Source organism: Ruegeria sp. HKCCD8929, from assembly GCF_013031405.1.
Taxonomy (GTDB): domain Bacteria; phylum Pseudomonadota; class Alphaproteobacteria; order Rhodobacterales; family Rhodobacteraceae; genus Ruegeria.
Genome location: NZ_WPZY01000018.1, coordinates 12,623 through 26,656 on the forward strand (window position 1 = coordinate 12,623; position 14,034 = coordinate 26,656).

Annotated in this window: 13 protein-coding genes; 7 read left to right on the forward strand and 6 right to left on the reverse strand. The window is 66.7% G+C overall.

Annotated elements, in window-relative coordinates; genetic code table 11:
• Positions 1 to 47 precede the first annotated feature (47 nt).
• A complete protein-coding gene (locus GOX53_RS20900) occupies positions 48 to 509 on the reverse strand; it encodes an NUDIX hydrolase (RefSeq protein WP_171179816.1) in 462 nt (153 codons plus the stop codon).
• 165 nt (positions 510 to 674) lie between these two features.
• Here GOX53_RS20900 and gndA point away from each other — a divergent pair, with 165 nt between their 5' ends.
• Positions 675 to 2,072, forward strand: coding sequence for an NADP-dependent phosphogluconate dehydrogenase (gene gndA / locus GOX53_RS20905; protein WP_171179817.1), 1,398 nt, complete (start codon positions 675 to 677; stop codon positions 2,070 to 2,072).
• 308 nt (positions 2,073 to 2,380) lie between these two features.
• A complete protein-coding gene (locus tag GOX53_RS20910; RefSeq protein ID WP_171179819.1) occupies positions 2,381 to 3,988 on the forward strand; it encodes a GMC family oxidoreductase in 1,608 nt (535 codons plus the stop codon).
• A gap of 42 nt (positions 3,989 to 4,030) precedes the next feature.
• On the opposite strand, the gene GOX53_RS20915 is transcribed toward GOX53_RS20910, so the two are convergent.
• Positions 4,031 to 4,972 carry a potassium channel family protein gene (locus GOX53_RS20915; protein ID WP_217351866.1) on the reverse strand — a complete coding sequence of 314 codons (942 nt, stop codon included), beginning with the start codon at positions 4,970 to 4,972 and terminating at the stop codon, positions 4,031 to 4,033.
• Positions 4,973 to 5,069: 97 nt separating this feature from the next.
• The gene (hrpB, locus tag GOX53_RS20920; RefSeq protein ID WP_171179823.1) at positions 5,070 to 7,517 is read right to left on the reverse strand and encodes an ATP-dependent helicase HrpB; all 2,448 of its coding nucleotides are present in this window, start codon (positions 7,515 to 7,517) and stop codon (positions 5,070 to 5,072) included.
• 139 nt (positions 7,518 to 7,656) lie between these two features.
• Between hrpB and meaB the strand changes: the two genes are divergently transcribed.
• Both meaB and rpmB read left to right on the forward strand, forming a co-directional pair.
• The gene (gene meaB / locus GOX53_RS20925; RefSeq protein ID WP_171179825.1) at positions 7,657 to 8,634 is read left to right on the forward strand and encodes a methylmalonyl Co-A mutase-associated GTPase MeaB; all 978 of its coding nucleotides are present in this window, start codon (positions 7,657 to 7,659) and stop codon (positions 8,632 to 8,634) included.
• Positions 8,635 to 8,880: 246 nt separating this feature from the next.
• Positions 8,881 to 9,168, forward strand: a complete 288-nt coding sequence (gene rpmB, locus GOX53_RS20930) for a 50S ribosomal protein L28 (protein ID WP_138839816.1) — start codon at positions 8,881 to 8,883, stop codon at positions 9,166 to 9,168.
• A 111-nt stretch (positions 9,169 to 9,279) separates the two neighbouring features.
• Here rpmB and GOX53_RS20935 read toward each other — a convergent pair whose 3' ends face one another.
• A complete protein-coding gene (locus GOX53_RS20935) occupies positions 9,280 to 10,416 on the reverse strand; it encodes a Hint domain-containing protein (protein WP_171179827.1) in 1,137 nt (378 codons plus the stop codon).
• Positions 10,417 to 10,738: 322 nt separating this feature from the next.
• Here GOX53_RS20935 and GOX53_RS20940 point away from each other — a divergent pair, with 322 nt between their 5' ends.
• Both GOX53_RS20940 and GOX53_RS20945 read left to right on the forward strand, forming a co-directional pair.
• A complete protein-coding gene (locus tag GOX53_RS20940; protein WP_254446682.1) occupies positions 10,739 to 11,128 on the forward strand; it encodes a hypothetical protein in 390 nt (129 codons plus the stop codon).
• 47 nt (positions 11,129 to 11,175) lie between these two features.
• Positions 11,176 to 11,655, forward strand: a complete 480-nt coding sequence (locus tag GOX53_RS20945) for a copper chaperone PCu(A)C (protein WP_171179829.1) — start codon at positions 11,176 to 11,178, stop codon at positions 11,653 to 11,655.
• Between the two features lie 73 nt (positions 11,656 to 11,728).
• Here the strand turns inward: GOX53_RS20945 and GOX53_RS20950 are convergent, their stop codons facing one another.
• Complete coding sequence (locus tag GOX53_RS20950) at positions 11,729 to 12,427, reverse strand: NAD-dependent deacylase (protein ID WP_171179831.1); 699 nt, start codon at positions 12,425 to 12,427, stop codon at positions 11,729 to 11,731.
• Between the two features lie 89 nt (positions 12,428 to 12,516).
• Here GOX53_RS20950 and GOX53_RS20955 point away from each other — a divergent pair, with 89 nt between their 5' ends.
• On the forward strand, positions 12,517 to 12,957 hold the full coding sequence (locus GOX53_RS20955) for a low molecular weight protein-tyrosine-phosphatase (protein WP_171179833.1): 441 nt from the start codon (positions 12,517 to 12,519) through the stop codon (positions 12,955 to 12,957).
• A gap of 97 nt (positions 12,958 to 13,054) precedes the next feature.
• On the opposite strand, the gene GOX53_RS20960 is transcribed toward GOX53_RS20955, so the two are convergent.
• Complete coding sequence (locus GOX53_RS20960; protein ID WP_171179835.1) at positions 13,055 to 14,020, reverse strand: LysR family transcriptional regulator; 966 nt, start codon at positions 14,018 to 14,020, stop codon at positions 13,055 to 13,057.
• Positions 14,021 to 14,034: the final 14 nt, after the last annotated feature.

Here is a 14,034-nt window from a genome sequence, read left to right on the forward strand (position 1 = left end):
GTCCCCGCCGCACACTGCAAGGGTGATTGAAACCGGTTTGAGTAAAGTTATTGCAAACCGCGCAGCAAATCCTGCAATTCCGGCTCACGCACCAGACCCGCCGCCTCGGTGGCCGGAACCCAGCGCCGCTGCCGCTGGTCGCGTTCGGGATAATCCTCGGCCAACCCCTCGACCTTGATCCGGTAGACATTGGTCAGGATCGGTTCGGGCACGCCATTGCTCAGGATCTTGTCGTATTTATAGGTCCCGACCGGTTTCCGGCTGAACCCGGCCGGTCTCACCCCGGCCTCTTCCCACGCCTCGCGCGCCGCCGCCTCGGCCCCGTCCAGCCCGTCGATGGGCCAGCCCTTGGGCACGATCCAGCGCCCGGTATCGCGGCTGGTGACCAACAGCACTTCGGGCCCGTCCTCACCCCGCCGCACGCACAGCGCCGCCACCTGCACCCGTCTGGGGCGCAGGATCAGAGGCCGCACCACCTCTTCCCAGGCTTTTCGCAATGCGTTGGTCATGTCATTCGGTTCGTTTCTGTCGCGCGCATTGTTAAATATGTCTGCTTAATATGCATTATCCTGCGAATTTCAATGGTTTCCCTTTGTTTTCAATCGGCAACGCCCCGCTTGCGCCCCCCGCCCGCATGACGCATCCTGCATCTTTAAATGGTAACGAGGTGAGCGATGGGCAAGGCACGGATCGGCGTTTTTGGTCTGGGAACCATGGGCAGCGCGCTTGCGCAGAACTTCGCCGACAAGGGGATCCCGGTCGCCGTCACCAACCGTGAAGCCGACTGGATTGCCCCGTTTCTGGCCAAGGCCGGACCGCTGGCCGACCGTATCACCGGTGCGGAAACGCTTGCGGATTTCGTCGCTGCCCTCGCCACCCCGCGCCTGATCCTGCTGATGATCCCCTCGGGCGCGCCGGTCGACGCGATGATCGAGGCGTTCCGCCCGCTGCTCGCCCCCGGCGACACGCTGATCGACGCCGGCAATGCCGATTTCAACGACACCATCCGCCGCGCCGCTGAACTGGCCGAGGCTGGTCTGTATTTCGTCGGCATCGGGGTTTCGGGCGGCGAAGAGGGCGCGCGCACCGGCCCGTCGATGATGGTCGGGGGCTCGGCCGATAGCTGGACGCAACTGCAACCGGTGCTCGAGCCCATAGCAGCGAAATTCGAGGGCGATCCCTGCATCGCCCATCTTGGTCCCGACGGCGCCGGTCACTTCGTGAAGACGGTGCATAACGGCATCGAATATGCCGACATGCAGATGATCGCCGAGGTTTACGGCCTGCTGCGCGACGGGGCAGGGTGGGACGCCCCCCGCATCGGTGCCCTGTTCCAAAGCTGGGAGGACGGCCCGCTCGCCTCGTTCCTCATCGAGACCACCGCCCGCATCCTGCTGGTCACCGACCCGCTTTCAGGCAGGCCGATGGTGGACATGATCCGCGATCAGGCCGGGCAAAAGGGCACCGGCCGCTGGACGGTGATCGAGGCGCTCAAACTCGGCCAATCCGCCTCGGCCATCGAGGCCGCGGTGGGTGCCCGCTCCTGGTCCGCGGCCAAATCTGCCCGGCTCGCGGCGGCCACGCAACTGCCCGCCGGAACCGCACCCGCCGACCTCCCGCCACCGTTGGACCTTGCCGAAGCCCTCTATGCGGGCCGCCTGCTGGCCCACCTACAAGGTTTCGACATCCTGCGCGCCGCCTCCGCCGAATTCGGCTGGTCCCTCGACCGCGCCCGGATTGCCGAGATCTGGCGGGCGGGCTGCATCATCCGCTCGGCGCTGCTGAGCGACCTCGCCCCGATCCTGCGCGCCACGCCCGACCGTCCGTCCTATCTGGCCCCCGGCATTGCCGACCTGCTGGCCCCTACCTTGCCCGCCCTGCGCCGCACCGTGGCAGGCGCCGCCACCCTGGGCCTGCCGGTTCCGTCACTCTCCGCCGCGCTCGCATGGTACGACACCGCGCGGCAGGGCGTGGGCACCGCCAACCTGATCCAGGCCCAGCGGGACGTCTTCGGCCGTCACGGTTTCGAACGCACTGACCGGCCTGGCAAGACCCATGCTGACTGGGGATGAGGCTCGGATAGTTGGCCTGAACTCTCTATCGAACGTCCTCAACCAACCCCGGGCCCGGAATCAAGGGCGTAGCCCGCCGGGCCGCGCCCTCGCTCCCGCATGGGAGGGCGCATTGGCGATGCCCCACGCCGCTCGCCCGTCGTCCGGAGCTTTTGAGATAAACCGCCGACCACACGCGTTGCGTGCGCCCACCCGAGGGAGGCCGCGGCCCTCTGTTGAGCTACCGGCACGCCAACCCTGCGCTGCCCCCTTGCACCCCATTGCAACTCCCGCACCAATCGGCAAGCTGGCGGGCGAGGGAGAGCCATATGACCGAACAGCTAACAGGCGACTATGACTACGTCATCGTCGGTGGCGGCACCGCCGGCTGCGTGCTGGCCAATCGCCTGAGCGAGGATCCGAACACAAACGTCCTGCTGCTAGAAGCAGGCGGCAATGACCGCTACCACTGGGTGGATATCCCGGTCGGCTACCTCTACTGCATCGGCAATCCGCGCGTCGACTGGATGATGAAGACCGCGTCCGAACCCGGCCTCAACGGCCGGTCGCTGGTCTATCCCCGCGGCAAGGTGCTGGGCGGCTGCACCTCGATCAACGGCATGATCTACATGCGCGGGCAGGCCGCCGACTATGACGGCTGGCGGCAGATGGGCAATGCGGGCTGGGGCTGGGACGACGTGCTGCCCTGGTTCCGCAAATCCGAGGATCACCACAAGGGCGAGACCGATCTGCACGGGGCAGGGGGCGAATGGAAGGTGACCACCCAGCGCCTCAGTTGGGACATCCTGCGCGCCTTTCAGGAGGGCGCCCGCGAGTTCGGCTACGGTCCCACCGAGGATTTCAACTCGGGCAGCAACGAGGGCTCGGGCTTCTTCGAAGTGAACCAGAGGAACGGCCTGCGCTGGAACACCACCAAGGCCTTTCTCCGCCCGGCCATGAAACGCCCCAACCTGCGGGTGCTGACCCATGCCATGACCGACCGGCTGATCCTCGACGGCAAGCGCGTCACCGGCGTCGCCCTCCGCCACAACGGCAAACCCCTGACGGTGACAGCCCGGCGCGAGGTGCTGCTGGCCGCCGGTTCCCTCAACTCGCCCAAGCTGCTGGAGCTGTCCGGCATCGGCCGGCCTGACCGCCTCTCGCCGCTGGGCATCACCCCGGTCCACGACCTGCCCGGTGTCGGAGAGAACCTGCAGGACCACCTGCAAATCCGCACCGTGTTCAAGGTCTCAGGCACCGAGACGCTCAACGAAAAGGCCAACTCCCTGACCGGCCGCATCGGAATCGCGCTGAAATACGCGCTCACCCGCTCAGGGCCCCTGTCGATGGCGCCCAGTCAGTTCGGCCTCTTCACCAAATCCGATCCCGCGCTCGCCACCCCGGACCTGGAATACCATGTCCAGCCGCTCTCCACCGACAGGCTCGGCGACCCGCTGCACCCGTTCCCGGCCATCACCGTCTCGGTCTGCAACCTGCGTCCCGAAAGCGTGGGCCACAGCCATATCACCACCAACCAACCCGACCCGCAGCCCGATATCCGTCTCAACTACCTCAGCGCGGAGCGCGACAAGCAGGTCGCCGTTACCGCCGTCAAACAGGCCCGCATGATCATGACGGCCAAGGCGCTGCGCCCCTATCAGCCGCAGGAGTTTCTGCCGGGGCCAAAGGCCCAATCCGATGCCGATCTGCTGGCCGAGACGGGCAACATCGCCACCACGATCTTTCACCCGGTGGGCACCTGCAAGATGGGCACCGACCCTATGGCGGTGGTGACGCCCGAGCTGCGCGTCCACGGCGTGGACGGCCTGCGCGTCATCGACGCCTCGATCATGCCGAAAATCACCTCCGGCAATACCGCCTCACCGGTCATCATGATCGCCGAGAAAGCCGCCGACATGATCCGCTCGTCCGCCTGACCGCCCCAAGGGCCAACGGCAAATCACGCGGAAAACCCCGCCCTAACCCAGGTTTCTGCCGCAATGCGGACACTGGCCCAGTCCGGCATGTTTGCGCGACCTCTGCACATCGTCCCGGATCTCCTCGGCAACCCGCTTGCTCAGCCCCAGATCCCGCCGGATCTGCTCCAGCTCCTCTTCCTCATTGGCATCGATCACTCCGTCCTCCAGAGCGACCCGCAGCTGCTTGGTCAGCTCCGCCCGCCGGCGCCGCAGCAGATCCGCCATGCCGCTGGCCAGAATACCGGCGGGCAGGGCGGCGATGCCGATGCCCACCACGCCGACCAGAGACCCGAAGATCTGCCCGGCGGGCGTGATCGGCGTGACATCGCCATACCCAACGGTCGTCAGCGTCGCCATCGCCCACCACATCGCCGCGGGGATCGAGCCGAACTTGTCCGGCTGCACCTCATGCTCGGCCAGATAGGCGCCGCTCGCGGCCAGAACCAGCAGCACGATCAGGATGAAGAACCCCGCAAAGAACGCATTGGCCTCCTCCCGGAACACATCCAGCAGCATCGACATGGCCGAGGAATACCGGGTCAGCTTGAGGATGCGCAGCAGCCGCAGCACCCGCAGGAACCGCAGGTCCATATCGACGATGAAGCCGAGGTAGAACGGCAGGATCGCCAGCAGGTCGATCAGTGCCAGCGGAGACAGCATGTAGGCCAGCCGGGGATGCGCCTTGTCCTGAAACTCCGGGTGTTCGGGGCTGGCCCATACCCGCGCGATATACTCGACGCTGAACACCACGACCGAGATCACCTCGATCACCCAGAACGCCGTGTGAAAGCGCGCGTTGATACTGCCCACGGTTTCCAGGACCACGGCGGCCACGTTGATCGCAATGAGGGTGATCAGGAACAGGTCCAGATACCGGCCCACCCGGTCGGTCCGGTCACTGGGGTCGAGTTTCTCGTGGATGAGTTTCTGAAGCTGGCCCAACGCGTAACACCCGGTTTTGCGGATCGTTTTGCCGATAGTAGCATAACCAATCCGCCAAACATGTGCGACGCTTAGGCAGTCGCTGCGAAGGTTGGGTCTATCGGCGGGGCTTTGCCCGCAGGGTCGGGTCCGCCTCGGTCGGGTCCTCGGGCCAGGGATGCTTGGGATATTGCGCCCGCATGTCCTTGCGCACATCCGCATAGGACCCGGCCCAGAACCCCGGCAGATCGCGGGTGATCTGAATCGGCCGCTGCGCCGGGGACAGCAGGGTGATCTTCAGCGGCACCCCGCCCACCACCGGATGCCGGGTCACTCCGAACATCTCCTGCAGGCGCACCGAGATCTCTGGCACCTCGCTGCCATAGCCGATGGGCACCTTGCGCCCCAGCGGGGTGACGAACGCGCCCGGCGCCCGGCGGTCCAGCTCCTGCATCTGTTCCCAACTCAGCGCTGTCCTGAGCGCGGGCAACGGATCGAACCGCTTCCAGTCCTCGGCGCTTTTCACGCCTGTCAGCATCGGCAGCAGCCAGCCTTCCAACGTGTCCATCAGCCCGGCGACCGAGAAATCCGGCAGATCACCCCCTTCGGCCCGCACCAGTTCCACCCGCGCCGCCAGCCGGGCGCTCGCCCCCTCTAGCCGCAGCGCCAGATCGCGCACCCCGTCCAGCATAGCGCGGGCCACCGCCTCGGGCGGCACATCCTTCCAGATCCGGTCATCCAGCGTGATCGCTCCGAACCGCTCCTGCCGCCGCGCCACCACCCGGCGCTCGCGTTTCGACCACTCGCAGAGATCGACCCAAGCAATCTGATCGCCAAACAGATCCCGTATCTCCCGCTCCGAAATCTGCGCTGCCAGCCGGATCTTCGCCTCGCGCGGGTTCCCGTCCGTGTCGATGGCCACCAGATAGGGCGCGCTTGCCAGCCCGTCTCCTGCCTCCAGCACCGCGCCCTTGCCGCCTGACAGCACATAGCGCGCCGCATCGCCCTTGCGCCGCTGTCCGATCCGGTCGGGATAGGCCAGCGCCGCCATTGCCGCCGGGCTCAGCCCGGCTCCCGTGCCCTTGGCCTGCGCCCGCAACCGCCGAACCTCTCCCTTGATCCGGTCCAGCACACCCATATTCACCTGATAGGGCCGGTTACGCTGAAACCGCTTGGGATCGCGCAGCGCCTCCAGCCGCAGCGCCAGATCCACCGGCGCCCCGCGCAGCGGATCGCGCTCGGCCATCAACGCCGCCAGAGGCGCGGCCTCGGCCCCCGCCGTCACCAGCATATGCCTCAGACGCGGATGCAGGGGCAGGGCGGCCAGTGCCCGCCCGTGGTCCGTGATCCGCCCCTTGCCGTCGAGCGCCCCCAGCATCGCCAACAACGCCCGCGCTTCGGCCAGGGCCCCTTCGGGCGGCGGCGTCAGAAACGCCAGCTCCTCCGGCTCCGCGCCCCAGAGCGCCAGTTCCAGCGCCAGCCCGGTCAGATCCGCCGCCTCGATCTCGGCAGGCGGAAACGCGGCCAGCGCCCCATCTTCGCCCTTCGACCACAGCCGGTAACACACGCCCTCGGCCACCCGCCCCGCGCGCCCCGCCCGCTGCGTCGCCTCCGCCCGCGTCACCCGTTCCGTCACCAGCCGCGACATGCCGGATCCCGGATCAAACCGCGCCCGCCGTGCCTGACCCATATCCACCACCACGCGAATGTCGGGAATGGTCAGCGAGGTCTCGGCAATGGATGTGGCCAACACCACCTTGCGCCCCCGCTCCATCGGTGCAATCGCCGCGCGCTGGGCGGCAAAGGGCATCGCCCCGAACAGCGGACGCACAACGCAGCCCTCCGGAAGCCGCCCGGCCAGCACCGCCTCGGCCCGCCGTATCTCGCCCTCGCCGGGCAGAAACACCAGCACCCCGCCGCCAACGCCCCGCGTCTCGCGCACCGCCCGTTCCACCAGATCGACCAGAGCATCCAGCCGCCGCGCCTGCGCCCCCAAGGGGCGCTCCAGCCAGCGCATCTCCACCGGATAGCTCCGCCCCTCCGACGTCACCAGCGGCGCATCCATCAACTCGCCCGCCGGCCCCGCATCCAGCGTCGCCGACATCGCCAGCAGGATCAGATCCTCGCGCAGCGCGCCCGCGACCTCCAGACACAAGGCCAGCCCCAGATCGGCATTCAGCGACCGCTCGTGGAATTCATCGAAAATCACCGCACCCACGCCCGGCAAATCCGGCTCGGACTGCAGCATCCGGGTGAGGATCCCCTCGGTCACCACCTCGATCCGCGTGGCCTTGGACACGTTGGCCTCACCGCGCACGCGGTACCCCACGGTCTCGCCCGCCCGCTCGCCCAGCGTCTCGGCCATCCGCTCGGCAGCGGCCCGCGCTGCCAGCCTCCGCGGCTCCAGCATGACGATCCGGCCGTCGCACAGCCCCGCCTCCAGCATCGCCAGCGGCACCCGCGTGGTCTTGCCCGCCCCGGGCGGGGCCTGCAACACCGCCCGCCCGCGCGCCCTCAGCGCCGCGATCAGTTCCGGAAGGACATCCTCTATCGGTAACCTGCTCATCCCCGCCTTATCGCCAAAGCGCGCTCGCAGGTCCAGCGCGGGTGCATCGGGACAATCCGGCGCAACCACTTGCCGCACGCCCCTCTGGACAAACCAGCCGCCCCTGCGTCATCTAGGCAAAATTCCCGAAAGGTGCCCCATGGACATCACCGAGCTTGCAGACCGCATCCTGACCGGCGACCGCCGCGCACTGGCCCGCGCCATCACGCTGGTGGAAAGCCAGCGCGCCGATCACCGGGCGCAGGCGGGCGAGCTGCTCGAACACCTGTCCAAAGCCCGCCGCCAGGCCCTGCGCGTCGGCCTCTCGGGCACGCCAGGGGTGGGCAAATCCACGTTCATCGAGGCCTTCGGGATGCTGCTGACCGGGCAGGACCTGCGGGTCGCCGTACTCGCCGTTGATCCCAGCTCGGCCCGCTCCGGCGGCTCGATCCTGGGCGACAAGACAAGGATGGAGCGCCTCAGCCGCGAGAAAAACGCCTTCATCCGCCCGTCACCCAGCCAGACCCATCTCGGCGGCGTCGCCCGCCGCACCCGCGAGGCGGTGGCGCTGTGCGAGGCCGCATGCTTCGACGTGGTGCTGATCGAAACCGTTGGGGTGGGGCAATCCGAAACCGTGGTGGCCGAGATGTCCGACCTCTTCTTGCTGCTGCTCGCGCCCGCCGGCGGAGATGAACTGCAGGGCGTCAAACGCGGCATCATGGAGATGGCCGACCTGATCCTGATCAACAAGGCCGACGGAGACCTGAAACCCGCCGCCACCCGCACCTGCGCCGATTACATGGGCGCCCTACGGCTTTTGCGCAAACGCCCGCAGGACCCGGCGGATTTCCCCAAGGCGATGATGGTCTCGGCGGTCGAGCACGAGGGCCTCGCCGACGCCTGGAGCGAAATGCAGGCGCTCACCGACTGGCGCAAGGAAAACGGCCACTGGGACGCCAACCGCGCCACCCAGGCCCGCTACTGGTTCGACCAGGAGGTCCGCCACGCCCTGCTCGCCCGCCTCAACACGCCCGAGGCTCGCTCGGAAATGGACCGGCTCAGCGGTGACGTGGCCCAAGGGCGTCTCGGCCCCACCGCCGCCGCCGAACAGATGCTGGCCGCCCTGAAAACCGCCTGACCTCCTCGAGCTCCTCGCTTCATCTTTTTCTAAATACTCCTGCCAGCGGCACGGCCCGGCACGGGCCATACATGCGCCTCAATATGCGAGGTCCGCGAATCCAAAGATTTCACACCACCCGTCTTGACCCTTCCGGCGATTCCTCCTAAACGCATCCAACCAGTTTTCGGGCGCGTCCACCGGCCGCGCCCCTTGTGATTTGGCAGACGGCCCGATGCCCTGCCACCAGAAACAAAGGAAGAAACCATGTCGCGCCGTTGCGAACTGACCGGAAAAGGCCCGATGACTGGCAACAATGTCAGCCACGCCAACAACAAGACCAAGCGTCGTTTTCTGCCCAACCTGAACGACGTCACACTGCAGTCGGAAACCCTGGGCCGCGGCGTCAAGCTGCGCATCTCGGCAGCCGCCCTGCGCTCGGTCGACCACCGCGGTGGTCTGGACGCGTTCCTGGCCAAAGCCAAGGACGAGGATCTGTCGGCCAACGCCCTGAAAGTGAAGAAAGAGATCGCCAAGGCCCAAGCCTCGGCCTGATCCCACACTTTCCGATCACCGGATTTCGGACCCCGCGCCCCAAGGTGCGGGGTCTTTGCGTGCGCACCACCGCCGCTCGATGCCCCGGATCAAGGCCGGCCCCGGCCCGGATCACCCGAAGCTCAGAAGCGGCTTGTTGTTCTTGAGATGCCGCGCGACCAGCTGCGCCTGCTGCCGCCCGCGCGGGATATAGCGCGCCGCCGGAGGTTCATAGTTCAGATCGACCAATTCGGGGAAAATCCCGAAAATCTCGCGTCGGGCCTCGCTACTGATCGCATCCAGCGCTTCCGGCCCGGTGTAGAGGCTCTCGCTGGGCGCGCCCTCGGCAAAGACGATCTCATGCCGGTCGAACAGCAGGTGATAGTATTCGACGCTCTCGACGCTCTCGTCGATGAAAACGCCGGGCAGGGCGGTCAGCTTGATCGCGGGGATCAGAACCTCGAAGGCGCCGAACATCCGCTGCGCGATCTTTGACCGGACCAGCATGCGATGCTGGCGCGATACCAGAAGATCGCGCTCCGGAAGGCCATGACCCAATGCGCCTTCCAGAATCCGAACCGGTCTGAGCTTGGGGTTCTCCTCAAGATCACGCAGCTCGAAACGCCGCCTGCCGATCCAGCGAATGGGCTGCGGTCCGTTGCCTGCGGTCGCAACCTGATCGCCCACCTGCAGGTTCTGCACGCTGATTGCTCTGCCGCCGGACCGGATCAGCGTGTCGCGGGTGAAACACGGAAAACCGGTGCCGTTTTCGAAAGCGGAATAGGTAATGACCGTTCCCGAGGGCAGGGTGAAGGTGCCGCTCGACAGGGAATAACCGACCCCCGCCGACACAGTGAACGTCCCGAAGGTGGCATCGTTCACCACCGTCCCCGTCGGCAGGTTCAGCGTATCGGTGCCGTTGCCGCCCTGCACATCGCCGGTGACGGTGGTGCTGATGAGGTCCAGCGTATCGTTGCCGCCGCCCTGCCGGATGTTGCCGACATCCGAGCCCTGGATCGAAACCGTATCGCTGCCCGAGCCCGCATTGACGCTGCCGCCAACCGTGCTTCCGGTCACGGTAATGTCGTCGGCGCCGCCGTTTCCACGAACCGTGCCGGAAATGGTGCTGTTGGTCACCGTTACCGTGTCGTTGCCGCCCCGGGCGCGAATATTATTGATCGGCGTGCCTTGTGGCGTGCCGTTCAATGTGCCGTTGTCATCGGTGACGTCGATGTTGTCGGCGGATCCTGTCCCGTTGATATTGGGCATGACCGAAGGTTCCAGTTTGCCGGGTCAGACCGGCGGCGGCCGACCCGAATTCAAGTGTAAGGTCTGAGACAACCTACACCGCAACGTATACATGATCCCGGGATGCATCAAATTGGCGGTTTTTCTGTTGTGGCCGACTGTGGCACATCTGTTTTGCGCGCCCCGGTCACCGCGCCCCTGGTTCGCCGCATGATGTCAGTGGGTTGCGCCGGGCTGGGAAGGGCAAGAGTTTCACAGCCGAGACCGGCATCGCCCATTGCAATGTGACCGGCGGACCAGATGCGGCCATGGCAGCCTTGCTGTCGCAGGCTGCCGATTGCGCTTGAAGCGGTCCCGGCTGCGGACCTATACCAAAGCCGCGATGCAGACCTGTCTCCGCACATATCTGGCGCTTGCGCTGTCGGCGCTTCTGGCCCTGACCGGGCAGAGCCTTGCCGCCTCGCGCGGGCTGGATGCCGCCGTGGGGCAAGTGGAGATCTGCACCGGCACCGGCCCGGTCATCGTCTATGTGGATGCCGAGGGTCAGCCGACACAGGCTCTGCATTACTGCCCGGACTTCGCGCTTACCCTGCTGGGCGCCATCGCGCCGGACGCGGCCCCGCTGCCTCCAGCGCCCGAGGCCATTCAGCCGGCACCGCAGCGCACCGCCCGCAATCTGATCTCCCCGGCCACGCTCCGCGCCTCGGCCCGGGCACCGCCCCGGCGTGTCTGACCCCACAGAATTCCAAGGAACATCAGACACAAGTGAGGAGAGACGCAATGTCGCTCAAATCCATCCTGCTCGCCGCCACGGCAACCCTGACAGTGGCCGGCGCCGCCCTGGCCGACGGGGCCATCATGATCGAAGACGCCTATGCCCGCGCCGCCGGCAAATCCGCCAAGGCCGGGGCCGCGTTCATGACGATCATGAACCACGGCGATGAGGCCGACCGCCTGATCGACGCAAAATCCGACGCCGCCGCCCGGGTCGAGTTGCACACCCACAAGGTCAATGCCGACGGGGTCGCCCAGATGCTGCATGTGCCCGAGGGCTTTGCCATCCCCGCGGGCGCGGCGCACCCGCTGGCCCGAGGAGGCGATCACGTGATGTTCATGGGCCTCACCCAGCCCTTCGAGCAGGGCGCGATGATCCCGGTGACGCTGATCTTCGAGAAAGCGGGCGAAGTACAGATCGAAATCCCCGTCGATCTGGAGCGCAAGCCGGGCGAAGGCGCAGGACACCAGAAACACTCGAACTGAGGGCCACGCCTGCCTTCAGGCCGCTCTGCGGCCCTCATCCATGCGTCAGGCCGGGCGTTGCCCCGGCCTGTGCCTATTCCGACTGCCCGAGCAATTCCGTGACCCAGGCGGGCACGGTCTGGGTCGCGGGGCCAAAGCGGGTCTCGTCAAAGCTTGACACCGTGTCCGAGGGATCGAGGTTCAGCTCCACCGTCCGTGCCCCCGCGGCAATGGCCTCATGCACGAAGGCTGCCGCCGGATAGACCTGACCCGAGGTGCCGATGGCGGCAAAGATCGCGGCCCCGGCCAGGTGATCATAGATTTCGTCCATCCGGTACGGCATCTCGCCGAACCACACCACATCCGGCCGCGCCGTGGGGCCGTTGCAGGCGGGGCAGGGCTCTCCCACCGCCATCTCTTCGGGCGCGGGCCAGCGATGACCGCAGGCGGCGCATAAGGCGCCCGCCAGCACGCCGTGCATGTGGATCACCTCCTCGGCGCCCCCGGCCTCGTGCAGCCCGTCCACATTCTGGGTCACGATGACCACCTCACCCGGCCAGTCCCGCTGCAGCCGTGCCAGGGCCGCATGCGCCGTGTTGGGCCGGGCCTTCGCCGCCTGCATCCGGCGCGCGTTGTAGAACCCGTGCACCAGCGCCGGATCGCGGGCAAACCCCTCGGGCGTCGCCACATCCTCGATCCGGTGCTGTGCCCACAGGCCCCCCTCATCCCGAAACGTGCCCAGCCCGCTTTCCGCCGATATCCCGGCGCCGGTCAGAATGACGATCTTTTGCATATCCGCTCCAGCCTTTGCAGCGCTTTGCGTTCAATCCGAGGCGTATTCCGATTCAAATCAAACGCAAAGCGCTTTAAAACGGGGTCATCATGACCCATCGAATCCTCTTTGTCTGCCTCGGCAATATCTGCCGCTCACCCGCCGCCGAAGGCGTCTTCCGCGCGCTCAGCCCCGAGACCGCAACCGACAGCGCCGGCACCGCTGGCTGGCATGCGGGCGACCCGCCCTATGGCCCGATGCGGCAGGCGGCCAAGGCGCGCGGCGTCGACCTCTCGGACCTGCGCGCGCGGCAGTTCACCGCCGGCGATTTCGACCGGTTCGACCTGATCCTCGGCATGGACGACAGCAATATCGCGGATATCGAGCACCTGCGGCCCGCGGGCAACGCCACCCCGGTCCGCCTGCTGACCGACTTCGCCCCCGAAACCGGCGCCGATCACGTCCCCGACCCGTACTACACCCGCGATTTCGACGGCGCCCTGGACCTGATCGAGGCGGCAGCCGCCGGGCTCAAACGCCACCTCGCCTAGAGCGGCACAGACAAATCTGAATCGAATGCGCCGCTCTGTCTTTTGTCAAATCGCGCAGTTTGATCCGAAAACCGGCCCCCGCTTTTCGGAGTGCGCTCTAAGGCTCGATCACCGCCAACTGACCGCTCAGCCACGGCAGCCGCGCCACCGCCGGGTCGATGATCTGGCTCTGCGCCAGCCGCCGGATCATCTCGGCCACGTCGCGGGGCACCTGATCGGACCAGTCCATCCGGGTGAACAGCGAGATCGTCCGCGAGAACGCGCCAAACGGCACCTCGAACGCGTCGATCTGATCGTGAAACCGCCCCGCCCGCATGTATCCCAGCGGCGTGGTCAGCGCCCAGCCCAGCCGCCGCGCCACCATCGCCATCAGCGCCAGATGCGAGCCGATCTCGAAGCGCTCCTCGAATTCCAGCTGCTCGCGCGCCAGATGCCCCTCGATCTGGCGGCTGATCAACTGCTCGCGCGCATAGCGCAGAAACGGCAGATCGCGCAGCGCGGCCATGATATCGGCACCATCGGGCACCGCACCGCGCGGCGCCACCAGAATGAACGGGTCCCGGACCAGAGGGTACTCGACCACCCCTTCCAGAACCTCACCGCTGGTGGCCGACACCGCCAGATGCAGCTTCTGCGTCTCGATGGCCTCAAAGATCTCAAGGCTGGGCAAGGTGATCAGCTTGAATCTCGACTTGGTCAGACTGTCGGCCAGCAACGTCGCCAGCCGCGGTGTCAGGTCATTGTCGAAATCGTCGATCAGCCCGATCGACAGCGTGCTCAGATGGGTCAGGTCCATCACCATCAGCTCACTCTGCGCCAGCCGCAGCTCGGCCAACACCGCCTCGGCCCGGGCCAGAAAGCTGCGCCCGGCTTGGGTCAGCCGCATCGGACGGCGCCCGTGATCGACCAGCTCGGTCCCCAGCGCGTTCTCCAGATTGCGCAGCTGCTGGCTGATCGAGGGCTGGCTCAGGCCGGTGATCTCGGCCGCCTGCGCCACCGAGCCGGTGCGCGCCAGCGCTTCGAACACCTCAACCCCGCGCAGGGTCAGACCTTTCATCACCATACCGATGTCCCTTG